This is a genomic window from Pseudomonas sp. ITEM 17296, from assembly GCF_028895205.1.
Classification (GTDB): Bacteria; Pseudomonadota; Gammaproteobacteria; order Pseudomonadales; family Pseudomonadaceae; genus Aquipseudomonas; species Aquipseudomonas kermanshahensis.
In genome coordinates, this window is record NZ_WJRS01000001.1 from 166546 (window position 1) to 192882 (window position 26337).

At 63.6% G+C, this 26337-nt stretch carries 13 protein-coding genes; 11 read left to right on the plus strand and 2 right to left on the minus strand.

What is annotated here, in order from left to right; translation table 11 throughout:
• Positions 1-32 precede the first annotated feature (32 nt).
• From hutC to hutG, 7 genes are all read left to right on the plus strand, one after another.
• A complete protein-coding gene (hutC, locus tag GIB19_RS00730; protein ID WP_172960436.1) occupies positions 33-743 on the plus strand; it encodes a histidine utilization repressor in 711 nt (236 codons plus the stop codon).
• Entirely contained in the window at positions 740-1312 is a 573-nt protein-coding gene (locus tag GIB19_RS00735) for a HutD/Ves family protein (RefSeq protein ID WP_099430660.1), read from the plus strand. The genes hutC and GIB19_RS00735 overlap by 4 nt, the downstream gene beginning before the upstream one ends.
• Before the next feature lie 394 nt (positions 1313-1706).
• Positions 1707-3380, plus strand: a complete 1674-nt coding sequence (hutU, locus tag GIB19_RS00740; protein WP_027592395.1) for a urocanate hydratase — start codon at positions 1707-1709, stop codon at positions 3378-3380.
• Between the two features lie 69 nt (positions 3381-3449).
• Complete coding sequence (gene hutH, locus GIB19_RS00745; protein WP_027592396.1) at positions 3450-4982, plus strand: histidine ammonia-lyase; 1533 nt, start codon at positions 3450-3452, stop codon at positions 4980-4982.
• 167 nt (positions 4983-5149) lie between these two features.
• The gene (locus GIB19_RS00750) at positions 5150-6553 is read left to right on the plus strand and encodes an amino acid permease (protein ID WP_027592397.1); all 1404 of its coding nucleotides are present in this window, start codon (positions 5150-5152) and stop codon (positions 6551-6553) included.
• A gap of 16 nt (positions 6554-6569) precedes the next feature.
• Entirely contained in the window at positions 6570-7775 is a 1206-nt protein-coding gene (gene hutI / locus GIB19_RS00755) for an imidazolonepropionase (protein ID WP_027592398.1), read from the plus strand.
• Between the two features lie 10 nt (positions 7776-7785).
• Complete coding sequence (gene hutG, locus GIB19_RS00760; RefSeq protein ID WP_099430658.1) at positions 7786-8589, plus strand: N-formylglutamate deformylase; 804 nt, start codon at positions 7786-7788, stop codon at positions 8587-8589.
• A 39-nt stretch (positions 8590-8628) separates the two neighbouring features.
• On the opposite strand, the gene GIB19_RS00765 is transcribed toward hutG, so the two are convergent.
• Together GIB19_RS00765 and GIB19_RS00770 are read right to left on the minus strand one after the other, a co-directional pair.
• On the minus strand, positions 8629-14286 hold the full coding sequence (locus tag GIB19_RS00765) for an NEL-type E3 ubiquitin ligase domain-containing protein (protein ID WP_274882832.1): 5658 nt from the start codon (positions 14284-14286) through the stop codon (positions 8629-8631).
• A gap of 83 nt (positions 14287-14369) precedes the next feature.
• Positions 14370-19934, minus strand: coding sequence for a dermonecrotic toxin domain-containing protein (locus tag GIB19_RS00770; protein WP_274882834.1), 5565 nt, complete (start codon positions 19932-19934; stop codon positions 14370-14372).
• Between the two features lie 206 nt (positions 19935-20140).
• Between GIB19_RS00770 and pip the strand changes: the two genes are divergently transcribed.
• The 4 genes from pip to mdoH all read left to right on the plus strand — a co-directional run bounded on the left by pip (position 20141) and on the right by mdoH (position 26099).
• On the plus strand, positions 20141-21112 hold the full coding sequence (pip, locus tag GIB19_RS00775) for a prolyl aminopeptidase (protein ID WP_099430655.1): 972 nt from the start codon (positions 20141-20143) through the stop codon (positions 21110-21112).
• A complete protein-coding gene (dtd, locus tag GIB19_RS00780) occupies positions 21109-21546 on the plus strand; it encodes a D-aminoacyl-tRNA deacylase (RefSeq protein ID WP_186677192.1) in 438 nt (145 codons plus the stop codon). The genes pip and dtd overlap by 4 nt, the downstream gene beginning before the upstream one ends.
• Before the next feature lie 262 nt (positions 21547-21808).
• Positions 21809-23533, plus strand: coding sequence for a glucan biosynthesis protein G (locus tag GIB19_RS00785; RefSeq protein ID WP_216642083.1), 1725 nt, complete (start codon positions 21809-21811; stop codon positions 23531-23533).
• Positions 23526-26099, plus strand: coding sequence for a glucans biosynthesis glucosyltransferase MdoH (gene mdoH / locus GIB19_RS00790; RefSeq protein WP_274882840.1), 2574 nt, complete (start codon positions 23526-23528; stop codon positions 26097-26099). Before GIB19_RS00785 ends, mdoH begins: the two co-directional genes overlap by 8 nt.
• Positions 26100-26337: the final 238 nt, after the last annotated feature.

Below are 26337 nucleotides of genomic sequence, written 5' to 3' on the forward strand. Positions count from 1 at the left end.
CGACACCTCCTGTCTCCGCGCTGGTTGCCCAGATGGGCGAGGGCCCGGCGCCGCTGTACGCGCGGGTCAAACAGATGATCATCCAGCACATCGACAACGGCAGCTGGCCGCCTCATCACCGGGTCCCTTCGGAAAGCGAACTGGTCAGCCAACTGGGCTTCAGCCGCATGACCATCAACCGCGCCCTGCGTGAGCTCACGGCCGAAGGTTTGCTGGTGCGCATGCAAGGGGTCGGCACGTTCGTCGCCGAGCCCAAGAGCCGCTCGGCGCTGTTCGAGGTCAACAACATCGCCGATGAAATTGCCGGGCGTGGCCACCAGCATAGCTGCCAGGTGATCACCCTTACCGAAGAAGCGGCCGGCTCCGAGCGCGCCCTGGCGCTGGACATGCGCGAAGGCCAGCGGGTGTTCCATTCGCTGATCGTGCACTACGAAAATGGTATCCCGGTGCAAATCGAGGACCGCTACGTCAACGCAGCGATCGCCCCTGATTACCTCAAGCAGGATTTCACCCGGCAGACGCCTTACGCCTACTTGTCCCAGGTTGCGCCGTTGACCGAGGGTGAGCACGTGGTCGAGGCGATCCTGGCCGAGCCGCACGAGTGCCAGTTGCTGCAGATCGAGCGGGGCGAGCCATGCCTGCTGATTCGCCGCCGCACCTGGTCCGGTCGCCAGCCGGTCACCGCTGCGCGGTTGATCCACCCCGGTTCCCGTCATCGCCTTGAAGGACGTTTCAGCAAATGAGCCAGATACAGGTGTTGCGTGCGCAGGGTTACCCGCGCATGCCGTGGAAGAACGGCGGGGGCTTCACCGAGGAAATCACCCGCGACAGTGGCGAGGGCCTCGACGGGTTCGGCTGGCGTTTGTCGATTGCCGATATCGAAGAGTCAGGCGGGTTCTCGTCGTTCGCCGGTTACCAGCGGATCATCACCGTGCTGCAGGGCGATGGCATGCGCCTGTTGGTCGATGGCCAGGCCAGTCGGCCACTGTTGCCGTTCGATGCCTTTGCGTTTGCCGGCGAGAGCCAAGTCAGTTGCAAGCTGCTGGGTGGGGCGATTCGTGATTTCAACCTGATCTATTCGCCGCAGCGTTATCGGGCGCGGTTGCAGTGGTTCGATGGGACCCACCGGCTGTTCAGTTCGGCGTCGACGCTGTTGTTGTTTGCGGCCAGTAGCCAGGTCGAGGTGGCCATGGCGGGGCGTGAGATGCAGCGGCTGGGGTTGTATGACTGCCTGCGGCTGGAGGGTAACGATGAGTTGCTGGGGCTGGAGGTTCAGGGGCGTATTTGCCTGATCGAGCTGACAGCGCGCTGAGGGCTCGCCAGTAGATTTTTGGCGCCTGTGAGACCGAGCGCCGCCCGCGCGGCGCATCGCGAGCAACGCTCGCTCCTACGTTTGTTTTTGGCCAATAACACCTGTAACAGACGCACGCGATCGCCTTTGCGCATGGCGCGATATCGCGTCGAACAAACAAGGCGGTCGCGCGCGTTTACCCCAGGAATAATTGGCCCGAAACAAGCGTAGGAGCGAGCGTTGCTCGCGATGCGCCGCGCGGGCGGCGCTCGGTCTATGCACCACCGCACAACTCAAGCCAGGAGCGAACAGGTCCAAATATTTTGGTTGTCCATGCTTGTACATACAAGTAAAGGTGTGTTTGTATATTGACCACGACACACCTGCCCGCGGACGACCGCAGAGGACCCTTCCCGTGACCGACAACAACAAATACCGTGACGTTGAAATCCGTGCCCCACGTGGCAACAAGCTGACCGCCAAAAGCTGGCTGACCGAAGCGCCACTGCGCATGCTGATGAACAACCTCGATCCGCAGGTCGCCGAAAACCCGAAAGAACTGGTGGTCTACGGTGGTATTGGTCGCGCTGCCCGCAACTGGGCCTGCTACGACAAGATCGTCGAGACCCTGACCCGCCTGGAAGACGACGAAACCCTGCTGGTGCAGTCGGGCAAGCCGGTCGGCGTGTTCAAGACCCACAGCAACGCTCCCCGCGTACTGATCGCCAACTCCAACCTGGTGCCGCACTGGGCTAACTGGGAACACTTCAACGAACTGGATGCCAAGGGCCTGGCCATGTACGGCCAGATGACCGCCGGCAGCTGGATCTACATCGGCAGCCAGGGCATCGTCCAGGGCACCTATGAAACCTTCGTCGAGGCCGGCCGCCAGCACTACGGTGGCAGCCTCAAAGGCAAGTGGGTACTGACCGCAGGCCTCGGCGGCATGGGCGGCGCCCAGCCACTGGCCGCGACCCTGGCCGGTGCGTGCTCGCTGAACATCGAATGCCAGCAGAGCCGTATCGATTTCCGTCTGGAAACCCGCTACGTCGACGAGCAGGCCAACGACCTCGACGACGCCCTGGCGCGCATCGCCAAGTACACCGCCGAAGGCAAGGCCATCTCTATCGCCTTGCACGGTAACGCCGCTGAAATCCTGCCTGAGCTGGTCAAGCGTGGCGTGCGTCCGGACATGGTCACCGACCAGACCAGCGCCCACGACCCGCTCAACGGCTACCTGCCGGCCGGCTGGACCTGGGAGCAGTACCGCGACCGCGCGCAGACCGAACCGGCTGCGGTGGTCAAGGCTGCCAAGCAGTCCATGGCTGTGCACGTACAGGCCATGCTCGACTTCCAGAAGCAAGGCATCCCGACCTTCGACTACGGCAACAACATTCGCCAGATGGCCAAGGAAGAGGGCGTAGCCAACGCCTTTGACTTCCCAGGCTTCGTACCGGCCTACATTCGCCCGCTGTTCTGCCGCGGCGTAGGTCCGTTCCGCTGGGCCGCGCTGTCTGGCGAAGCCGATGACATCTACAAGACCGACGCCAAGGTCAAAGAACTGATCCCCGACGACGCCCACCTGCACCGCTGGCTGGACATGGCCCGCGAGCGCATCAGCTTCCAAGGCCTGCCAGCGCGTATCTGCTGGGTCGGCCTGGGCCTGCGCGCCAAGCTGGGCCTGGCGTTCAACGAAATGGTCCGCAGCGGCGAGCTGTCGGCGCCGATCGTGATTGGCCGCGACCACTTGGACTCCGGTTCGGTATCGAGCCCTAACCGCGAAACCGAAGCCATGCGTGACGGCTCCGACGCCGTCTCCGACTGGCCGTTGCTCAATGCCCTGCTCAACACCGCCAGCGGCGCCACCTGGGTGTCGCTGCACCACGGCGGCGGCGTAGGCATGGGCTTCTCGCAGCACTCGGGCATGGTCATCGTCTGCGACGGTACCGATGAAGCCGCCGAGCGCATCGCCCGCGTGCTGACCAACGACCCAGGCACCGGCGTTATGCGCCATGCCGACGCCGGCTACGACATCGCCGTCGATTGCGCCAAAGAGCAAGGCCTCGACCTGCCAATGATCACGGGCTGATCGCTGCACTTTGAGAGATACTGAACAACAAGAAGGGGCCTGCGGGCCCCGACAGAATGGAGTAGCGAAGTGACCGAACTGACCCTCAAGCCTGGCACCCTGACCCTGGCCCAGCTGCGCGCGATCCACGCCGCACCCGTGCGCCTGCGCCTGGATGCCAGCGCCGACCAGCCGATCAACGACAGCGTTGCCTGCGTCGAACAGATTCTTGCCGAAGACCGCACCGCCTACGGCATCAACACCGGTTTCGGCCTGCTGGCCTCGACCCGCATTGCCAGCCATGACCTGGAAAACCTGCAGCGCTCGCTGGTGCTGTCCCACGCCGCCGGCATCGGCGCGCCGCTGGATGACGACCTGGTGCGCTTGATCATGGTGCTCAAGATCAACAGCCTCAGCCGTGGTTTCTCCGGCATCCGCCGCAAGGTGATCGATGCACTGATCGCCCTGGTCAACGCCGAAGTCTATCCACACATCCCGCTCAAAGGCTCGGTCGGTGCTTCCGGCGACCTGGCACCGCTGGCGCACATGTCGCTGGTGCTGCTCGGCGAAGGCAAGGCGCGCTACAAGGGCCAGTGGCTGTCGGCCACCGAAGCCCTGGCCGTTGCTGGCCTGGAACCTCTGACCCTGGCCGCCAAAGAGGGCTTGGCCCTGCTCAACGGCACCCAGGCGTCCTCGGCCTACGCCTTGCGCGGGCTGTTCTACGCCGAAGACCTGTACGCCGCCGCCATTGCCTGCGGTGGCCTGACCGTGGAAGCGGCGCTGGGCTCGCGTTCGCCGTTCGATGCACGGGTGCATGCCGTGCGTGGCCAGCGTGGCCAGATCGACACCGCCGCGTGCTTCCGCGACCTGCTGGGTGAAACCAGCGAAGTCTCGCAATCGCACAAGAACTGCGACAAGGTCCAAGACCCGTACTCGCTGCGCTGCCAGCCACAGGTCATGGGCGCTTGCCTGACCCAGCTGCGCCAGGCTGCCGAAGTGCTGGGCATCGAAGCCAACGCCGTGTCCGACAACCCGCTGGTGTTCGCGGCTGAAGGTGACGTGATCTCGGGCGGTAACTTCCACGCAGAGCCGGTGGCCATGGCTGCTGACAACCTGGCCCTGGCCATCGCCGAAATCGGCTCGCTGAGCGAGCGCCGCATTTCGCTGATGATGGACAAGCACATGTCCCAACTGCCGCCGTTCCTGGTGGAAAACGGTGGGGTCAACTCCGGCTTCATGATCGCCCAGGTCACTGCTGCTGCGCTGGCCAGCGAGAACAAAGCGCTGTCGCACCCGCACAGCGTCGACAGCCTGCCCACCTCGGCCAACCAGGAAGACCACGTGTCGATGGCCCCGGCGGCGGGCAAGCGCCTGTGGGAAATGGCCGAGAACACCCGTGGCGTGCTGGCCATCGAATGGCTGGGCGCCTGCCAGGGCCTGGACCTGCGCAAAGGGCTGAAGACCTCCGCCAAGCTGGAGCAGGCGCGTCAGGCGCTGCGCAGCGAAGTGCCGCACTACGACCGCGACCGGTTCTTTGCGCCGGATATCGAGAAGGCCGTCGAACTGCTGGCCAAGGGCAGCCTGACCGGGCTGCTGCCGGCTGGGGTTCTGCCTAGCCTGTAATGCCTTTGGGGCCGCGTTGCGGCCCATTCGCGGGGCAAGCCCGCTCCCACAGCAGCCCCGCAGATTTCAGACCTGTGTCGTTCCTGTGGGAGCGGGCTTGCCCCGCGAATGGGCTGCAACGCAGCCCCCTCGATCTCACGACCACAAAAACAAAATTAGGACGTGACATGCAACAAGCTCAAGGTCTCAAGCGCGGGCTATCGGCCCGGCACATCCGTTTCATGGCGCTCGGCTCCGCTATCGGTACCGGGCTTTTCTACGGTTCCGCCTCTGCCATCCAGATGGCCGGCCCCGCCGTGCTGCTGGCCTACCTGATCGGCGGCGCCGCCGTGTTCATGGTCATGCGCGCCCTCGGCGAGATGGCCGTGCACAACCCGGTCGCCGGCTCCTTCGGCCACTACGCCACGACCTACCTCGGCCCTATGGCCGGCTTCATCCTCGGCTGGACCTACGCCTTCGAAATGGTCATCGTCGCCATCGCCGACGTGACCGCCTTCGGTATCTACATGGGCTTCTGGTTCCCTGAAGTGGCCCGCTGGATCTGGGTGCTGGGCATCGTCTTCCTGATTGGCGGCCTGAACCTGTGCAACGTCAAAGTGTTCGGCGAAATGGAATTCTGGCTGTCGCTGCTCAAGGTCGGCGCCATCGTCGCGATGATCCTCGCCGGCCTCGGCATCATGGCCTTCGGCTTCAGCCAGGTGGGCACCGGGCATGCCGTCGGCTTGAGCAACCTGGTCGAGCATGGCGGCTTCATGCCTAACGGTGTCGGCGGCCTGATCGCCTCCTTCGCGGTGGTCATGTTTGCCTTTGGCGGTATCGAAATCATCGGCGTGACCGCCGGTGAGGCCAAGGACCCACAACGGGTCATCCCCAAGGCCATCAATGCCGTGCCACTGCGCATCCTGCTGTTCTACGTGCTGACCCTGTTCGTGCTGATGTGCCTGTACCCGTGGCCGCAGATCGGCAGCGAAGGCAGCCCGTTCGTGCAGATCTTCAGCAACCTGGGGATCGGTTCGGCAGCGGCAGTGCTCAACGTGGTGGTGATTTCCGCTGCGATTTCGGCCATCAACAGCGACATCTTCGGCGCCGGCCGCATGATGTATGGCCTGGCCCAGCAAGGCCATGCTCCGCGTGGTTTCAGCAAGCTGTCCAAGCACGGCGTGCCGTGGATGACCGTGGTGGTCATGGGCGCGGCGCTGCTGGTTGGGGTGTTGCTCAACTACCTGATCCCCGAGAACGTGTTCCTGCTGATCGCTTCGATCGCCACCTTCGCCACCGTGTGGGTGTGGCTGATGATCCTGGTCACCCAGGTCGCCATGCGCCGCAGCATGAGCCGCGAAGAAGCCGCGCAGCTCGCGTTCCCGGTACCGTTCTGGCCCTATGGCCCCGCCATGGCCATCGCGTTCATGGTGTTCATCTTTGGCGTGCTCGGTTACTTCCCGGATACCCAGGCCGCGTTGCTGGTCGGTGTCGTCTGGGTGGTGTTCCTGGTCGCGTCCTACCTGCTGTGGTGCAAGCCGCGGGCAGGGCAGGGCAAGGCGGCCCAGGCGCCGGCCGAGCTGCACCGCTAGTACAGGAGATTTGCAAATGAGAACCCTCTGGCAGCACTGCCATGCGGCAACCATGGTGGACGGCCGTTACGCGATCATCGAGGACGCGGCGATCGTCACCTGCGCCGGGCTGATCGAATGGATCGGCCCCCGCAGCGAGCTGCGGCCGGTCGAGGCTGAGCGTACGGTGGACCTAGGCTATGCCTGGGTCACCCCTGGCCTGATCGACTGCCACACCCACGCCGTGTTCGGTGGCAACCGCAGCGGCGAGTTCGAGCAGCGCCTGCAAGGCGTGAGCTATGCCGAAATCGCGGCGCAAGGCGGCGGCATCGCCAGCACCGTGCGGGCCACCCGCGCGGCCAGCGAGGATGAGCTGTTCGCCAGTGCTCGCCAGCGGGTTCAGGCATTGATGCGCGATGGCGTGACCACGCTTGAGGTCAAGTCCGGCTACGGCCTGGACCTGGCCAACGAGCGCAAGATGCTGCGCGTGGCCCGGCGCCTGGCCGACGAATTGCCGCTGGCGGTGCGCGCCACCTGCCTGGCGGCCCACGCCCTGCCGCCGGAGTACGCTGGCCGGGCCGACGACTACATCACCCATATCTGCGACGAGATGCTGCCGGCCTTGGCCGCAGAGGGCCTGGTGGATGCCGTGGATGCCTTCTGCGAACACCTGGCGTTCTCCCCGGCCCAGGTCGAGCGGGTATTCATCAAGGCGCATGAGCTGGGCCTGCCGGTCAAACTGCATGCCGAACAGTTGTCGTCGCTGCACGGCTCCAGTTTGGCTGCGCGCTACCAGGCGCTGTCGGCCGACCACCTGGAGTTCATGACCGAGGAAGACGCCATTGCCATGGCCGCGGCCGGCACTGTCGCCGTGCTGCTGCCGGGCGCCTTCTACTTCCTGCGCGAAACGCAGCTGCCCCCGATGGAGGCCTTGCGCCGCCACGGGGTGAACATTGCCCTGGCCAGTGACCTCAACCCCGGCACCTCGCCAGGGTTGTCGCTGCGCCTGATGCTGAACATGGGCTGCACGCTGTTCCGCATGACCCCGGAAGAAGCGCTGGCTGGCGTGACCACCCATGCCGCCACGGCGCTCGGCCTGGGCGACAGCCACGGCTCGCTTGAAGTGGGCAAGGTGGCCGACTTCGTCGCCTGGCAAATCGAACGCCCCGCCGACCTGGCCTACTGGCTCGGCGGCGACCTGCCCAAGCGCGTGGTGCGCCGGGGCCATGAAATATCCAATTGAGCGAGGCGCAATGGACAAGGTACTGAGTTTTCACCAGGGCCGCCTGCCCCTGCTGATCAGCATGCCCCACGCCGGGCTGGGCCTGACCCAGGCCGTGCGCGAGGGCTTGGTCGACCAGGCGCAGAGCCTGCCCGACACCGACTGGCACATCCCGCGCCTTTACGCGTTCGCGCGTGAGCTGGGTGCCAGCGTGGTGGCGGCGGAGTATTCACGCTTCGTCATCGACCTGAACCGCCCGGATGACGACAAGCCGCTGTACGCCGGGGCCACCACGGGGCTGTACCCGGCCACGCTGTTCGAGGGTGAGCCACTGTTCAAACACGGCAAGGAACCCTCCGCTGACGAGCGCAAGGCCTACCTGGAACAGATCTGGCGGCCGTATCACGAGACGATCCAGCGCGAGCTGGCGCGCCTGCGCGAGGAATTTGGCTACGCCTTGCTGTGGGATGCCCACTCTATCCGCTCGCTGATCCCGCACCTGTTCGACGGCAAGCTGCCGGACTTCAACCTGGGCACCTTCAACGGCGCCAGTTGCGATGCCGAGCTGGCCGAGCGGCTGCAGGGGGCGTGCGCTGAGGTACAGGGTTACAGTCATGTGCTGAACGGGCGCTTCAAAGGCGGGCATATCACCCGGCATTACGGTAACCCGGCCGAGCACATTCATGCTGTGCAGCTGGAACTGGCGCAGAGCACCTACATGGAAGAAGTGGAGCCCTTCGCGTACCGCGAAGACCTGGCGCAGCCGACTCAAGCGGTGCTGCGCGCGCTGCTTGAGACACTGCTGGCCTGGGGCCAGGAGCGCTACGGAAGGTAAGCGGATGTCGAGCGGCGCAGCGCGCCGCTCAACGGGGCGTCAAGCGTACCTGTAGCTTTCGGCGATGGTCAGTTCGCGTATCAGGTGGGCGACCTTCTGTTCGTATTCGAGCTTCAGGCGTTCGAACAGCGGCGCCAGTGCTTCCAGGGTCGGGCTGGCACCGCCGGGCTCCCGTGTTTCATCTGGCGCATCCAGCACGCGCTGTTGGTAGTCTTGCTCCAATACGGCGAAACGCTCCGCATAGGTTTCCCGCAGGTAGTCGACCCAGGCATCTTGCCGGGCGGCGAATAGCAGGAACGGGTCGCCACTTTCATCGGCAAGTACCTGCGCCCTAGCAGCATCCAGCTCTGCGGGGCTGACGTTGGCGCAGGCCTGGTAGAGCATCTTCTTCGGTGCCAGTGGCAGCTCCAGGGCCTCCGCCAGGTTCAGCTTGTAGGCCATGCGCACTTCGGCCTCGTCCCTTGTACCGGCCCGTTCGCGGGCGATGGTTTCGACGGCCTCCAGCCGATAGAGGCGCAGTACCAGCCTATACAGTGCCTGGCCGCGAGACTGCTCGGGCAGCGCCCTGAGCGCCTGCTCGGTGAAGACCTTGATTTCCATTTGGTTGAACACCAGCCAGGCGCCGTCGTGGCAGGTCTGGTATAGCCCTTGACCATTGCGCTCGACGCCCGCGTGGGCCATGCCGTTGAACAGTGCACGTTCCTCGGCGCTGTTGCCGGCGACCTCCAGAATGCGCCAGACGCGCGCGACGAAATCGGCGCGGGTGCCTAGCGTACGGTATGAGGCCGTGTGCGCCAGGCGGCCTACCAGTTCGAGCAATGCCGGCGCTTCGCCGCCCTGCTGCAGCGTCTCCCACACCGTACGGTGCGCTTCGTTTTCCTCCACGCTCGCCATGAGCCAGTCGTCGACGTCGGGGGCATCCATTTCAGGTTCCAGGGCGGGGCTGTGGGCATGGCCATGGTCGCCGGAACCGACGCTGTCATCATCGTCGCTGTCATCGGACTCGCTGTCCGAGTCGTGACGCTCGCGCCAATGCTCCTGAAGAATTTCGTCGGGCAGGTCCATCAGAAAACTGTACGACCTGTTACGCGCTTCAGAGCCATGGGCGCGGGACATCGTGAAATCGCTCAGCGGGTTGCCACGCAGGGATATTTCCGTGTGCGCATGGTCATTGCGAGGGTTGTACAGGATGTGGTCCGGCAGGTTCACGATCTGGTTGTCGTCGAGGTCCAGAATGTCCAGGGGCAGAAGGGTCTCCACCCACGCTGGCCACGTGTGCAGGCCGGTGTTGGCCAAGGTGAGCCGGGTCAGGTGATGGCCCAGCGTGCGCAGATTCTCATTGTCGAAAGAGGCGGCCAGGCGGTTGCCTTCCAGATTGAGCGATTCTAACTGGGGCATGCGCGCGAACATTGCCATGGCGTCGTCATCAATCTGACCACCCTCTATGCGTATTGTCAGGTGGTGTAGGTTGGGTAAGGACGCTAGCAAGTTGGGAAGCGCGCCAGTCGGTGCAACCTGGCCGTCGAGGGTGAGTGCCTCCAGCTGTGTGAAGTGCCCCAGGAGCCTGTCGAGCTGCTCGCGGGTAGCGGTCATGCGCAGCAGCTGTAGTTCGCGCACGCGGGCGTACAGGTGCGGCGGAAATTGCGCTGGGACGTTACTCAGCGAGATGTCGACTAACTGCAACGGGCCCGTGGTCCCCAAGAAGTCAGTGTGCATGAACGCAAGCCATGCCTCGCCGATTTGCCTTCTGGCGGCGCTTGCCTGTTCGCTCAGGGGGTTGGACGAGCTTGAGGCATTGGCCCAATTGTCGAAGATGGCCAGCACCTCCTGTTGATCTCGCCGGTAGGCCTGAGCACTTTGCTGAATGCTGGGAGGAGTGTCGAATGCCATGTCGAACTGTCTGGCCTCGGGGGTCTGATCTGCCAACAGCGTCAGGATGGCTCGACGCGAGAGCAGGTTGCCTTGCAAGGATATGCGCCCACGTGGCTGCGCAGTTCGTGGTGCAAGGGCGAGTTCGTCGGGCACGCTAGTCAGCGCGTTGTCACGTAGGGAGAGGTGATCGATCGTGGTGAGCGACTGGCTGTTGAGCCAGACAGGCCAATCCACCAGGCCCGTGCGGTCTAGCCCGAGATAACGTAAGCGGACATTACCGATGTTCGGCGTGTCCTCGAAGTAGTTGATCGGGCTGCCACTCAGGTCGAGCACCTCCAGGTTTGGGAATCGGTCACTCAACCCTGCGATGTAACCGCCACTCAAGCCCAGGCGCGTGTCGTGCAGCCGCAGCTCGCGCAGTGTCGCAAACGCCTGCCGGGGTTGCAGGTTCAAGGTGCTGTAGGTGAGCCCTTGAGGGCTGCTGACTTCCAGGGATGTGAGGTGCCGGAAGCGCTGCAGGAAGTTGTCTACCGCCTGCAGTTCCGGGCCGATGTTCGCGCCCAGGGTTTGCGAGGTCAGCAGGCCAGTGCCTTGGTAATCAACCAGCTGCAAGCGCACGATGCGTTGCTCGAAAAAGGCGGGCAGCTGTGCGGGATAGTCGATCAGCAGGATGCGCTCCAGGCGCAGCGTGGCAGCGCCCCGCCCAATTTCCGGTAGGAGGGTGGCCTGCCAATGCTGCCATAGCGCGTCCTGAATGCGGGTTCGGCTGTCCAGACGCCTGTGCAGGTCAGGCAGATCAAGGGCTGCGTCGCTCCAGGCGGTCAGGCTCTGGTCCAGGGCATCACGTTCGGCCATCAGCTCATTCAAGCGGTCGCTGATCTGCACGCGTGACAGCCCTGCGCCTTCCAGGGCGGCCAGTACCGCTTCGGCGCTCTGCGTGTCTTGCTCAAGCGCCAGCAGCCGAATCAGATACAGCAGGTCTTCCCTCAAGACCGTGCTGGCGAGCGTGCCGCGGCCGCTCAATGGGTAGCCCACTCGTCCGTCGGCAAGGCGCATGGGCGAGTTTGCGCCTGGTTTGGCCGGTTGCATGTGGAGCACCTTGCGCAACTCGGGCCGTGGCAGTAACGGTAACTGCTGCACGTGCTGCTTGAGCGCGGGGCCTTCCCAGGTATTGGGGAAGCCCAACGCTGCCCGGTTCGCGTCGGGCAAAGCATGCAAGATGGCCGAGTAGAGCGTGTCGCGCCCATGCAGTTCGTGCCCTTCGCCATCGTAGGTCTGGTAGCCATCGGCGTGTTGAGCCAGCACTTTGCGAACAGGCCCGTCTGGCGCGCCTACCTGATCGATCAAGGGGCCGGTGAACCTGCCTTGGCGTAGCTCGATGCGGATTTCGTCAGCCCAGCCAGGCAAGCGCGCCACACTGTGCAAAACAAGCCTGTCGGTGTCCGGGTTGTTCACATTGTCGAGGTAGAGCCCCTCGTAGGCGCGCGCCAGGCGTACCTGCTGTTGGTAGGTATGGATTTCTTGAGCCAGACGCAACGGGACCTTGCCCGCCAGCAACTGCTCCAGCTCCGCTGGGCTGGCATGGCGCGCCAACTCATCCGCGATACCAACGGGCAGCGCCGGGTAGCGGCGGGTAATGGTATGGGTGCTGGGGGCCTGATCGACGGGCGGTGTCTGGTAGCGTGCTTGAAAGGCAGTGATACGTGTGTTCGCGTCTGTGCCGGCCAAGTCCTGTGACACCTCCTGATCCAGCCTGAAGCGGCGCAGGGTGTCTTCCAGCAGTGCTGGCGGGCGCTGGTTTTCGGTCAGGACCTGGCGCAGGACGGATTCATGGGTATCGCTGACGGCGAGGATGCGTCGGGCGGTTTCTTCAGAGAACCCGCTGGCCGAAGGCCCCAAGCGTCGGAACAGCGTGTGGCCCTGCCATTGGCGCGGGCGCTCGAACTCATGCTGCCAGGCACCGGCTTCGTTATGGCGCAGCAAGGGCTCGTAGCTGATGGCTTTGGTTGGGTGCTCAATGCGCTGTTGGGGTGGATTGCCTGGCGAGGTCTTGACTGAATAGACGCGGTCTTCCAGCGCCAGCCAAGTCTTGCCCTGGTAGTGATAGAGGCCGAATTCGTCAGGCTTTAGCCCAGCAGGCAACAGGATGTCATGGGCAAAGGGCGTGATATCGGGCTTGATCAGGCGTGTCTTGCCATTGGCCAAGGTAACGCTTTGCAGCTCTTCGATGAACGATGGGGTTTCGACCGGTATCCGCTCGAGGGCGGGCGTGGTGCCAGCACCGGCACCAGCGGCGCCGAGTGCGGCGAACAAGGCAACGTTCTCGACCACGTCCATGAGGTAGCCCAAGGCCTGCTCGCGCTCGCCACGGCTCCAGCTTTCGATACCCTCGTAACTTTCATAGGCCAGCTGAAAGGTGGTGACAACCATCATCACCTGGCCCAGCACGGGTACGAAGAAGGCGCCGATGTTCAGTGCCTGCAGCACCCCGCCAGCGAAATACGCGAGGCGCGCTTCCAGTGCCTTTTCGTCCATCACCGCAGTGGGCACGCCATGGTAAAGCGCATCCGTTTGCAGTTTTCGAACCTTGCGCAGGGTGAACTCGGTCAGGAATGACTGGCTGTAGTCGTGCATGCGCACGTGCAGCTCGGCTTGTTTGTCTGGGCGCCTTACCTTCAGCTGCCCACCGTCGGCCCAGACCAGCGGATAGAGGCGATCGGTGAGGGTGGCGAACAGTGCGCTGGCGTGCTCGTCGGCGACCAGCCCACGGAAGAAATCCAGGTAGCCTGGGCCGAACATTCGGTCGCGCAGGTCGCTGACGAAGTTGAGCGTGGTGACATATTCCTTGAGCGGGCACACCGGGTCTTCTGGGATATAGACAATGACGGGGCCGTTCAGGCCGCCCTGGTCGTCCGGTGTGCCGATGACCGCGATGCCGGTCAGGTCGATGTCCCGCATCTTCAGGTGACGGCTGACCAGATGGCTGCCGTTTTGCAAGACGCGCTTGTTGTCTGAGAACGACAGCAGCGACCGCAACGTGCGTTCACTGATCTCTTTCTTCATGTAGGCCGTATAGGCATGTAGCTTCAGTATTGAGCTTTCACAACGCTTGAGCAGGCCCAGCTGATTGAAGGCTGCTGCATCAGGTGCCTGGTCGGCCGAAGAGGTGGGGTTGAATACGTCGTCGAGGGTTTTCTGGTATTGCCCGCCCAGGTCCAGTTCTCGGCACAGCGCGGCGAATTCGTGGGGGGCGATCGCTAGCGTTTGGTCCTGATCGACAGGGTCATAGATGATGGCTTCCATGCGCCTAAGGTCCATACCCCCGGCCTGCGTGTCGGACGCCACAAAATTCTGCAGAGCGGCCGTCAGCAAGGGCTGGGTGGCCCTTCGCACAGCGGCGGCGGCCTCCACCAGCGGGTCCTTGGACAGGTTCATGAATGACCAGGAAGTGTCCGCAAGCCGAGGGTGAAAGAGAACGGCCCGACGAACGTCCACCTCAAGCTTGAAGCGCTGTTTGATTGCGGCTTTGAGCAGCGGTTCAGCGAAGCCTTCAAGTGTGGCCAGCTGCTCCAGGGCTTTTCGCTTCTGTGACTCGAGCCACTGGAAATGGGCATGTTCGGCATGTAAAGCCGCGACGGTTTCCGGCACCTCAAGGCATGCCTGTTCATACCAGTCCATGGGGTGCTTCGTGGCACTGCGCAGCGCGGCATACTGTTGCCTGGGCAATGCCTTGAACCAGTCGGGGATCAGGCTCGTGATCAGTGGGTAGGCTGGGTGGACAGGGTCATCGCTGACGTTTGCGGCAGCGGCGGGGATGGCAGGCATACAAACTCCGATTGATTAGTCAGTGTCGGAGTTTGCATGGGGGTTTTATTGGCGAGTGGTAGTTAGTTACCTGCTGTGGGGTGTCACTCCGTCGAGGAACGTGGCCTGCGGTCTGGATTGGCGAACGACGTGAGTTCGCGGATCAGGCGTGCCTCGCGCGCTTGCTTGCTTCGCTCCAGGGCCGTGAATTCCTCGGTAAGGGTATCGAGGGGCCTGTCCGGAAACTGATCCGGCAGGTCCGCTACCTGAGCCTGGTAGCTTTGCTCGATTTCAGCAAAACGACCGGCGTAGGCCTGGCGCAAATGTTGGACCCACCGAGCGTTGGCGGCCGCAAAATTCAGGAAATCCTCGCCAAGCTCACCGCGCTGGACCTGCAGCTCGGCATGCGCCAACTCATCGATGCTGGCACTGATCGCGTAACGCAGCGTGTCTTCGGGTTGGCCCAGGTCAAGCGGGGTGTTCAGCTCGCGTCGGTAGGTGAGGCGCACCTCTGCTTCATCCCGGCGGGCAGTCTCGCTTTTGGCGATTTCATCCAGTGCCTGCAGGCGATACAAACGGCGCAGTTCCCGATAGAGGTTGCCTTCGGTATCTGCCGTATCGAACTGCAAACGCTGGTTGGCGATGTACAGCTCAATATTCTGGAACACCAGCAAGGCGCCGTCGTGGCAGGTCTGGTCGCCGTTTTCCTGCAGCAATGCCTCACTGGCCTGATGGTTGAACAGCACAAGGTCGTCCGGGTTGACCACCGCACTCACCAACACCTTGCGCACCCGTGCGCAGAACGCCACACGGCTTTTGCCATTCTGGTAAGGGGCGGCATTGCGCAGGCGGCCTACCAGCGCCAGAAGGTTCCCGGCATTGCCCGATGCTTGGAGGGCGTCCCAGCAATCTTTCAGGGCTTCGTTTTCGACGTCCGAGGCGAGCAGCCAGTCCTGCAGGTTGGGCGCATCGGCAGCGGGGTCCAGGAAGGGTAAGTGGAAGTGGCCGGCCATCGCGCCTTCTGTCGAGGACTCACTCATGCTGTCCGAGAGGTCGATGCCAAAGGTAAAGCTGTGCTGGCTATCCGAGGACGCGCGAGCGCGCATGACGGCTTCGTCGCTGAGCGGGTTGCTGAACAGCAAGATCGAGCTGATGGGGAAGTTGTTGTCGAGGTTGGCCAGGATGTGCGCAGGCAATTCGGTGAGGCGGTTCTCGCTGAGGTCCAAAAGCTCCAGCGGCAGCAGGCTGTCCACCCAGCTTGGCCACTGTTCCAGGCCCATGGCGTTCAGGTCGAGGCGGCGCAGCGTTTGCAGCGCTTCAGGCGCCTGTGTGATCAGCCCCATGCGGTTGCCTGTGAGGTCCAACGAATTAAGCGTGGGCAGGCGACCGAGCGTATTGATCACCTGCTGGTCGATCACCAGGCCAGCGTTGCGCAAGGCAATGTCGGTCAGCCCGGGCAGGCGCAGCAGGGCCGAAGGCAGTGTCTGCTCTGCCTGCTGATAAGCATCGACAGACAGGCGCGTCACCTGCGGGAACTGGCGGAACAGCCCGTCGAGCTGGGCGGTAGAGCCACTTACCCGCTCAAGTGCAAGGTTATGCACCTGTTCGGTGAAAAATGCCGGCAACAGCCTGGGGAAATGCTCGAGCGCAATGTCGTTCAGGCGCAGGGCTGCACGCGTCAGCCCGATCTCCTGGTAATGCCAGAACTCGTTCAACGCCGTTGCCACACGGGTCCTGGTGGCCATCACGGCCTGGCTGACCGGCGCGTTGGAGCTGGAGGCGTTCACATAGTCGTCGATGGCGTTGCGTAGCTGCTGGCGACGTTGCAGCTGCAGGGCCAGGCGGGCGCTGAAGGCTTCGCTGCGGTCTACCTCGAAGCGGGAGGCGCGGCCATCTTCGCTCATCATCACGCGCAGCAGGTCGTCCTCGAACAGGTGATTGCCCTGCAATGAGAGCACGGCGTGATCAGTAAGGTTGATTCGGTTGTCCAGCAGGAAGCGTGGCAGCATCGTGATCTGATTATTGCGCAGCCCAATGTGACGTATTTGGGTCACGGCGTTGAACCCAACCCCCTCTGGCCAGTGGTCCAGCGCCAGGTTGTCCAGGCCCAGGTAGTCGAGTGACAGTTCGTTGAAACGCGGGGGGTACTGCTCGGACAAGCGGTTGCCGCTCAGGTCCAGCCGGCGCAGGTGAGTGAGCCCCGCCAGGCTGTCGATGTCGGTCGAGGACAGCGAGAGGTTTTGATGGGTCAGGCTCAGCGATTCGAGCGCGGGCAGGTGCTGGGCAATCACCGGCAGGCTGAACTGAAACGGCGAAGGCAAGGCCCCAGGCCGGTAGGCGCGGCTGATCTCCAGCGACCGCAGGTTTGCGAACTGTCGCAGCAGACCATTGAGGTGGGGGGCGTGATGGCTCCAGCCGGCGAAATCTTCGGGCGCTGTTTCGATCAATTGCAGGTCAGTGACGTTGGCCGTGAAGAATTCCGGCAGGTTGAGCGGGAAATCGTGCAGCGACAGGCGTTCCAGGCGAAGGGGGGGCGCGATGTCGGTGGGCGTCATAAATGCACGTTCGTACCAATGCTGAGCGATTGCATTCAACACCCGCTCGAAGTCATCCGGGGATTGACTAGGCGCCAGCGCCGCTATCTGTCGCCAGTCGTCCAGCCGGCTGTGCAGTTCATCACGTTGTTCCAGCAAGGTGCTGAGCCTTTCTTCGATGTCGGCGCGGGTGAGGGCCCTGTGCTCCAGCGCGGTGAGAATCTGCTCGGCAGGCCGGGGGTTGGGGGCGTGTTGGCCTATCTGCCGAATCGAGCTGAGTAAGGTGTGCCGTGAAATGCTTGCGGCGCGGTGGCGCATGCCGCCAAGGGGATAGCCAAGGCGGCCATCGGCCAAGCGCAGTGGCGAGCGAAAGCCTGGGCGCACGAGTTGCATGCCGAGCACCTTGCGCAGGACCGAACGTGGCATCGGCGGCACCTGTTGAACCAAGTGCCTGAGGCCTTGCTCGTCGACGATACCCAGTGCTTCGCGTTGAGCGGCAGTCAGTACCTCGAACAGCGCGCCATACAGGGAATTGTGCGCGACAACCTGTGCATCCGGTTGGTCATTGCCGAGCACGATATAGCCTGCTCTGGCGCTGACAATCCTGGTGCGGCCTGGCCCGTCCGGCGGCCCGAGACGCGTGAGCTGGATGGGCGAGTGCTGGCGTTGTTCAAGCACGACGCTGATATCGGCTGGCCAGCCGGGCAGTTGCCCGAGCGTCTGCACCACCAGTTGATCGGTGTCCCAGTTGCGCAGGCTCTGCAGATACACCCCTTCATACGCACGCGTTAGCCGGACCTTCGCCTGATAAAGGTGGATCTCTTGCCCAATGCGCAGGGGCACTCGCCCGGCCACCAACTGTTGCAGCTCAAGCGGGTTGGCGTTGCGCAACAACTCCTGGGTGATGGCGTCGGGAAGCTGTGGATAAATGTGCTGAATCACACTGGCGCCAGGGGCCTGGGTGGCAGGTAGCTGACGATAGCGGGCCTCGAACTCGGCACCTGGCAGGCCAGGCTCAGCGTCCGCAGGCAATTGCCCGATCTGCTGGTCCAGGTTGAAGCGGGTCAAGGTATCTTCCAGCAGCGCGGGCAGGCGCTGGCTGTCAGCGACCGACCGGCGCAACACCGCTTCGTCAATACCGCAGGCCTGCAGGATTCGTGTCGCTGTGGCTTCATCGAACGCCGCAGAAAGGTGCCCGGCCCGCCGGAACAGCGCCATGCCTTGCCACGCCAGGGGCCTGTCCAGCTCATGCAGCCAGGCGCCGGCGCCGTTGTGCTGCAAGGCAGGTGTGTAGGCCTGGGGCCTGCGCGGGTGTTCGATCCGGTAGGCATTGCTCGGCGGGGTTTGCTTCACGGCATACAGCTGGCCCTCCAGCATCAGCCAACGCTTGCCGGCATGGCTGTACAGCCCGGTTTCATCCGGCTCAAGGCCCGCTGGCAAGGGCGTATCGTGGGCGAAGGGCGCAAGGTCGGGTTTCCACAACCGGGTGTCGCCATCCGGCAAATCGACTTCTTCGAGTTCCTCGATGTAAGAAGGGGTATCCACTTCGGGGATTTCAAGCACGGGGGCCTCTGGCTTACCTGCCAGCACAGCACCGATCCCTTCCTTCACGACATAGCCCGCCGCCGCCCAGGCAGCCAGGGTAGCGGTGTTTTCCATCACATCGATCAGGTAGCGGTGGGCTTGCGCTCTGTCGTCGTTGCTCCAGCTTTCGATGCCCTCATAGACTTCGTAACCCAGCTGCGCGATGCACACCGCGAGCATCGCTTCGCCAAGGCCGGGGACGAAAAAGCCCGCGATGTTCAGCGTGGTCAGTACTTTCCCGGCGATGGCCTCTCGGTGACGCTTGGCAGACAGTAGGTCGACAGCCCAGGTGGGGACGGCATGGAAGAGGGCGTCCTTTTCATGACGGGCCACCTTTTGTGTCACCAAGGTGCCTAGAAACGAGTACCTGGCCTTGTGCGGTATCGGTTCGAGCGTTGCCTGCGGGTCTGTGACCCGCTCATGCAGGCCGCGGGTGCTCCAGCCCATGGGGGTCAACCGGTCCTGGAGCTTTTGCTGGATCGACGGTTTGTCCCGGGCCGCCAGGCAGTTGTCCAGGTAATGGATGTCCAGTCGGAGCGCGTCGCGCAGCGCGGCTTCCAGTGCGTCGAAAGAGGAGTATTCCTTCAGCGGGGTGTGCGGGTCGTCGGGGTTGTACAGTGCGACCCTGGCGTTTTGTGAGCCACTGTCGGGCTGCAACTGCAGCACTGCCATGCCGACAATTTCGACCTCCCACAATGTCAGCAGGCTGAACGTGAGTGAGCTGCCCGTGTGCGGCAGCGGCGCGTCCAGCGGGGCGGCCAGCGCCGCGTCATAAAAGCCCTGGCTGATATGCCCCTGCAACCAGGCGCTGTGCAGGCTTTGCCTGAACGCGGATTGCTCGGCACGGGCGAGTGTTTCGTACACCTGCAGGGCCGCCTCATGGGGCCCTTGGTCGCCGGTCGGGGCCGGGTAGTAAATGTCATAGACCTGCTGGTGATAGCGCCCGCCGATATCCAAGGTACGGCACAGCTCGGCGAAGGCGTGGGCGGGAATCGCCACGGTATTGGTCAAGGGCACGGTGCCCATGAAGCGCCGGTGGTCCAGCACCACCGACTTTTTCAGCAAGGCCTGCGGCGCATCCATGCCATCCGCTGCGCACGCGTCAGCATCAAAGTTGTGCAATGCCCATTGCAGGAGCGACCGGGTTGCCCGGTCGACGGCTTGTCGGGCATCGATTGCGTGTTCGGTCTGGATCAGCCTGGCATCGACCAGGTAGGTGCTGGACACCTCAACATCCAGGTCGAAGCGTGCCTTGATGGCCTGCGTGAGTTGCTCGCTGGCAAAGGTGTGCAGGTCTGGCAGCGAGGCGAACAGCGCCTGGACCTGCGCTGCGTGGCTGCGGTGCTGGGCATGTTCTTGAGCCAGCGCGCGTGCGATGTCTGGTTGATCCTGCAGCGCTGCTGCAAACCACGGCGGTACCTTGCCCTGCGCGTCGCGTAGCGACTGGTATGCCTCGCTGGAGGCAGCCTTCAGCCATTGTGGGGTGGCGTGGCCTATCCGTGCGGCGTGCAAAGGCGTGTTGCGCGAGGGGGTAGGGGAAGACGGGGTCATACAAGAGCCTCCAAGCTTGGGTGGGCTCGCAAGTATGTTCAGCAGGCCGGGGCCACTGAGGTAGTTATGTGTTTTTGCCGGGCTGACGGGCGCCGCCATCCGCCTCGCAAGCGTGATAGGGCCAAGGATGGCAACAGGACATGCTCAAAGCGCAATTCAGGTTTATGATGCCCAACGGCAGACTTAATCCTCACACGGAGTGCGCAATGCAGACCCTCTACCCGCAGATCAAACCCTACGCCCGGCACGATCTGGCCGTGGAAGCGCCGCATGTGCTGTATGTCGACGAAAGTGGCTCGCCGGAAGGTTTGCCCGTGGTATTCATCCACGGTGGCCCGGGCGCCGGTTGCGACGCGCAGAGCCGTTGCTACTTCGACCCCAACCTGTACCGCATCATCACCTTCGACCAGCGCGGCTGTGGCCGCTCCACGCCCCACGCGAGCCTGGAGAACAACACCACCTGGCACCTGGTCGAAGACCTGGAACGCATTCGCAAGCACCTGGGCATCGAAAAGTGGGTGCTGTTTGGCGGCTCGTGGGGCTCGACCCTGGCCCTGGCCTACGCCCAGACCCACCCCGAGCGGGTGCACGGCCTGATCCTGCGCGGCATCTTCCTGTGCCGCCCGCAGGAAATCCAATGGTTCTACCAGGAAGGCGCCAGCCGCCTGTTCCCCGACTACTGGCAGGACTACATTGCGCCGATCCCGCCAGAAGAGCGCGGCGACCTGGTCAAGGCCTTCCACAAGCGCCTGACCGGCAACGACCAGATCGCCCAGATGCACGCCGCCAAGGCCTGGTCCACCTGGGAAGGCCGTACGGCCACGCTGCGCCCCAACCCGCTGGTGGTCGACCGCTTCTCCGAGCCTCAGCGGGCGCTGTCGATTGCCCGCATCGAATGCCACTATTTCATGAACAATGCCTTCCTCAAGCCGGACCAGTTGATCCGCGACATGCCCAAGATCGCCCACCTGCCGGCGGTGATCGTGCACGGCCGCTACGACGTGATCTGCCCGCTGGACAACGCTTGGGCGCTGCACCAGGCCTGGCCCAACAGTGAGCTGAAAGTCATTCGCGATGCCGGCCATGCGGCCTCCGAACCCGGCATCACCGATGCCCTGGTGCGCGCCGCCGACCAGATGGCCCGGCGTTTGCTCGACCTGCCCCTGGAAGAAGCATGAAGGGGCTGTTGCAACGCGTGCGTGGCGCGCGGGTAGAGGTGGCCGGCGAGATCGTCGGCGCCGTCGACCAGGGCCTGCTGGTGCTGGTGGCCGTCGAACCTGAAGATACCCGGGAACATGCCGATAAGCTGTTGCACAAGCTGCTTAACTATCGCGTGTTCAGCGACGAGCAGGGCAAGATGAACCTGTCGCTCAAGGATGTCGGGGGCGGTTTGCTGCTGGTGTCGCAGTTCACCTTGGCGGCGGACACGCGCAGCGGCATGCGGCCGGGCTTCTCGACGGCGGCACCGCCTGCCCTCGGTGCCGAGTTGTTCGACTATCTTTTAGCGCAAGCGAAGGGCCAGCACGCCGAGGTGGCCAGTGGGCGCTTCGGTGCGGACATGCAGGTGCACCTGGTCAATGATGGCCCCGTAACATTTATGTTACAAATATGAGGTCAAAAACCCCTTGTTTGTAGGAGAACAAGGGGTTTTGTACGATAAATAGTTAGTCCAGCCTGATGCGTTGTCACGCGACCTGCTGGATAATCGCGCGCTGCATGGACCTGCGTTCGCAGGTTCGTTTCACTCTGACTCGAGCATTGTCTGGATCCGTTTGGGGAATCATTACGCCCTCACGGGGTCCGAACAGTGCTCGCCAACCCGGCATTAGTCGCTGGCCGTTGGTTTCATGATCTGTTTTCGGCGAGGGTTGCTCGTGATTGTTAGTCCCCATAAAGCATCAAGAATCCCCGGCATTCGGCTACGTAAGGCCCTGATGGCCAGTGTGGCACTGGTCGGCCTGATGAACGCGGGCCAGCTGTGGGCATTCAATCTTGACGATGTTGCAGCCAAGGCAAAGGATCTGGCCGGCCAGAAGTACGAAGCACCGAAGAGCAATCTGCCTGCGGTGTTCCGCGACATGAAGTTCGCCGACTACCAGAAGATTCACTTCCTGCAGGAAAAGGCCGAGTGGGCCAAGGACAAGACCCCCTTCAAGCTGTCGTTCTACCACCAGGGCATGCACTTCGACACCCCGGTGAAAATCAACGAAGTCACCGCCACCAAGGTCGAAGAAATCAAGTACGACCCGAGCCGCTTCGAGTTCGGTGACGTGCCGCACGACCCGGAAACCACCAAGAACCTGGGCTATGCCGGTTTCCGCGTGCTTTACCCGATCAACAAGGCCGACAAGCAAGACGAGATCATGACCCTGCTTGGCGCCAGCTATTTCCGCGTGGTCGGCAAGGGCCATGTGTACGGCCTGTCGGCCCGTGGCCTGGCCATCGACACCGCGCTGCCGTCGGGCGAGGAGTTCCCGCGGTTCACCGAGTTCTGGGTCGAGAAGCCGAAGGCTACCGACAAGCACCTGGTGATCTACGCCCTGCTGGACTCGCCGCGCTCCACCGGTGCCTACAAACTGACCCTGCGTCCGGGCAGCGACACCGTGGTCGACGTCAAGTCGCGGGTCTACCTGCGTGACCACGTCAGCCGCCTGGGCATCGCGCCGCTCACCAGCATGTACCTGTTCGGCCCTAACCAGCCTTCCCGGGTCATGAACTACCGCCCGGCGCTGCACGACTCCGAAGGCCTGTCGATCCATGCCGGCAACGGCGAGTGGCTGTGGCGCCCGCTGAACAACCCGAAACACCTGGCCGTGAGCAACTTCAGTGTCGAGAACCCGCGTGGTTTCGGCCTGATGCAGCGTCATCGCGACTTCAAGGACTATGAAGACCTCGATGACAACTACCAGAAGCGCCCAAGCGCCTGGATCGAGCCAAAAGGTGACTGGGGCAAGGGCACCGTCGACCTGGTCGAAATCCCGACTGCCGACGAGACCAACGACAACATCGTGGCCTTCTGGAGCCCAGAGACCCTGCCGGAGCCAGGCAAGCCGTTCGAGTACGACTACCGCCTGCACTGGACCATCCAGGAAGCCCAGTTCCAGGCCCAGGACCTGGCCTCGGTCACCCAGACCCTGCGTTCCACGGGCGACGTCAAACAGTCCAACCTGATCCGTCAGCCTGACGGCAGCGTGGCGTTCATCGTCGACTTCGCCGGTGCCAACCTGGCAGCCCTGCCGGAAGACGCCGCGGTACGTAGCCAGGTCAGCGTCGGCGACAACGCCGAGGTGGTCGAGAACAACCTGCGCTATAACCCAGAGAGCAAAGGCTGGCGCCTGACCCTGCGGTTGAAGGTCAAGGAAGCCAACAAATCGACGGAAATGCGCGCTGCGCTGGTGCGCGACGTGCCTGTCGAGCCTGCCAAGCCTGCTGCCAAGGACGCCAAGCAGGACAAGGCCGCTGCCAAGCATGCCAAGGCCGAGAAAGACGCCAAGGCCGAACAACCTGCCGCCGATGCGGCGTCCACCAACGGTACCCCGGCCACCACCGAAAAAGTGCTGACCGAGACCTGGACCTATCAGTTGCCTGCCGATGAGTAACTCAAGCGCAAGGCCGGTATCGCTTGGCGAATACCTGGCCCACCTCCCACTGAGCGATGAGCAGCGCGCGGAACTCGCCAGCTGCACCTCGTTCAGTGAGCTGCACCAACGCCTGGCGGCCAACCCGGCCGCCAACGCCGCCGAGGCCGTGCAGGCCTCGGTGGGCCCGCGGTTGACCGTGGGCAGCGCCGCCGAACTCGAAGACGCCGAAATGCTCGGCGTCGACGGCAGCGGCCGGCTGTGCCTGAAAATCGCACCGCCGATCAAGCGCACCCGTGTCGTGCCCGAGCCTTGGCGCACCAACGTGCTGATCCGCATGTGGCGCCGCATGACCGGGCGCACCAACGCGCCGCAGCCAGAGCAGCGCGAGCTGCCCAAGGCCCGCTGGCGCACGGTCGGCTCGATCCGCCGGTATATCCTGCTGACCCTGATGATCGGCCAGACCATCGTTGCCGGCTGGTACATGAAGGGTATCCTGCCGTACCAGGGCTGGTCGTTCGTCGACCTCGACGAGGTGGTCAACCAGCCGCTGTGGGATACCGTCGTGCAGGTCTGGCCGTATGCCTTGCAGACGTCCATCCTGATTCTGTTCGGCATCCTGTTCTGCTGGGTGTCGGCGGGCTTCTGGACCGCGTTGATGGGCTTCCTCGAGCTGCTCACCGGGCGCGACAAATACCGCATTTCCGGCAGCAGTGCCGGCAATGAGCCGATCGCGCCCGAGGCCCGCACCGCGCTGGTCATGCCGATTTGCAACGAAGATGTGCCGCGCGTGTTCGCCGGCCTGCGGGCAACGTTCGAGTCGGTGGCCGCCAGCGGCAACCTCGACCGTTTCGACTTTTTCGTGCTCAGCGACACCAACGACACCGACATTGCCGTGGCCGAGCAACAGGCCTGGCTGGACGTGTGCCGTGAGACCAAAGGCTTTGGCCGCATCTTCTACCGCCGCCGTCGGCGCCGGGTGAAGCGCAAGAGCGGCAACCTCGACGACTTCTGCCGTCGCTGGGGTGGCGAGTACAAGTACATGGTCGTGCTCGACGCCGACAGCGTCATGAGCGGCGAGTGCCTGAGCAGCCTGGTGCGCCTGATGGAGGCCAACCCGGACGCCGGCATCATCCAGACCGCGCCCAAGGCGTCGGGCATGGACACCCTGTATGCGCGCATGCAGCAGTTCGCCACCCGCGTGTATGGCCCGCTGTTCACCGCCGGCCTGCACTTCTGGCAGCTGGGCGAGTCGCACTACTGGGGCCACAACGCGATCATCCGCATGAAGCCGTTCATCGAGCACTGCGCCTTGGCGCCGTTGCCGGGCAAGGGTGCGTTCGCCGGTGCGATCCTCTCCCACGACTTCGTCGAAGCCGCGCTGATGCGCCGTGCCGGCTGGGGCGTGTGGATTGCCTATGACCTGCCGGGCAGTTACGAAGAGCTGCCGCCGAACCTGCTCGACGAGCTCAAGCGCGACCGCCGCTGGTGCCACGGCAACCTGATGAACTTCCGCCTGTTCCTGGTCAAGGGCATGCACCCGGTGCACCGTGCGGTGTTCCTCACCGGCGTGATGTCGTACTTGTCGGCGCCGTTGTGGTTCTTCTTCCTGGTGCTGTCGACGGCGCTGCTGGCGACCAACACCTTGATGGAGCCGCAGTACTTCATCGAGCCGTACCAGCTTTACCCGCTGTGGCCGCAATGGCACCCGGAGAAGGCCGTCGCGCTGTTCTCCACCACCATCGTGCTGCTGTTCCTGCCCAAGCTGCTCAGCATCATCCTGATCTGGGCCAAGGGCGCGGTCGAGTTTGGCGGGCGCATCAAGGTGACCCTGTCGATGCTGATGGAGATGCTGTTCTCCATGCTGCTGGCGCCGGTGCGCATGATCTTCCACACCCGCTTCGTGCTGGCCGCGTTCCTCGGCTGGGCCGCGACCTGGAACTCGCCGCAGCGTGACGACGACTCCACGCCGTGGAGCGAGGCTGTGCGCCGCCATGGCCCGCAAACCCTGCTGGGCTTTGCCTGGGCAGCGCTGGTGGCCTGGCTGAACCCGAGCTTCCTGTGGTGGCTGGCGCCGATCGTGGGTTCGCTGGTGCTGTCGATCCCGGTGTCGGTGATTTCCAGCCGTACCCGCCTGGGCCTGGCGGCCAAGGATGAGAAGCTGTTCCTGATCCCTGAGGAATACGCCACGCCGCAAGAGCTGCTGGCAACCGACCAGTACACCCACGAAAACCGCTGGCATGCCCTGCATGACGGCTTCGTGCGGGCGGTGGTTGACCCACGGCAGAACGCCCTGGCCTGTGCCATGGCGACGGCTCGCCATGGCCACGCAGCGCCAATCGAAGCGCTGCGTGCCGAGCGTGTGGCCAAGGCGCTGGAAGTGGGGCCGCAAGGGCTCGACCTCAGCACCCGCCTGGCCTTGCTCAGCGACCCGGTTGCCTTGTCGCGCCTGCATGAGCAGGTCTGGGCCGGGCAAAATGCGGCGTGGATCGATGTGTGGCGTGCGTCGATCGACAACGACCCGCACTCGCCGTTGTTGCCGTTGCATCCGGAGAATGAAGGCCAACCGGCACTCGTCGGCGTCTGATAGACCCCGGGGGCCGCTTTGCGGCCCATTCGCGGCACAAGGCCGCTCCTACAGAGGCATGTATATCCTGTAGGAGCGGCCTTGTGCCGCGAAACGAGGGCGCAGCCCTCGCCAGCAATATCCCCCGCTACTCGATTTTGGCCAACAAAGTCCCCCCCAGCTCTAGGTCCCCGGGCCGCCATGCGTTAGCATCCCTCTCCGATAGAACGCTTCGGCCGTACGGCCGTGCCAACAATAA

Coding starts and splice junctions, on each gene's coding strand:
- GIB19_RS00750 (WP_027592397.1), top strand. CDS start 5,150: ATGCAACAAGCTCAAGGTCTCAAGCGCGGGCTATCGGCCCGGCACATC.
- hutI (WP_027592398.1), top strand. CDS start 6,570: ATGAGAACCCTCTGGCAGCACTGCCATGCGGCAACCATGGTGGACGGC.
- hutC (WP_172960436.1), top strand. CDS start 33: ATGGGCGAGGGCCCGGCGCCGCTGTACGCGCGGGTCAAACAGATGATC.
- mdoH (WP_274882840.1), top strand. CDS start 23,526: ATGAGTAACTCAAGCGCAAGGCCGGTATCGCTTGGCGAATACCTGGCC.
- pip (WP_099430655.1), top strand. CDS start 20,141: ATGCAGACCCTCTACCCGCAGATCAAACCCTACGCCCGGCACGATCTG.
- GIB19_RS00765 (WP_274882832.1), bottom strand. CDS start 14,286: ATGCCTGCCATCCCCGCCGCTGCCGCAAACGTCAGCGATGACCCTGTC.
- dtd (WP_186677192.1), top strand. CDS start 21,109: ATGAAGGGGCTGTTGCAACGCGTGCGTGGCGCGCGGGTAGAGGTGGCC.
- GIB19_RS00770 (WP_274882834.1), bottom strand. CDS start 19,934: ATGACCCCGTCTTCCCCTACCCCCTCGCGCAACACGCCTTTGCACGCC.
- GIB19_RS00735 (WP_099430660.1), top strand. CDS start 740: ATGAGCCAGATACAGGTGTTGCGTGCGCAGGGTTACCCGCGCATGCCG.
- hutG (WP_099430658.1), top strand. CDS start 7,786: ATGGACAAGGTACTGAGTTTTCACCAGGGCCGCCTGCCCCTGCTGATC.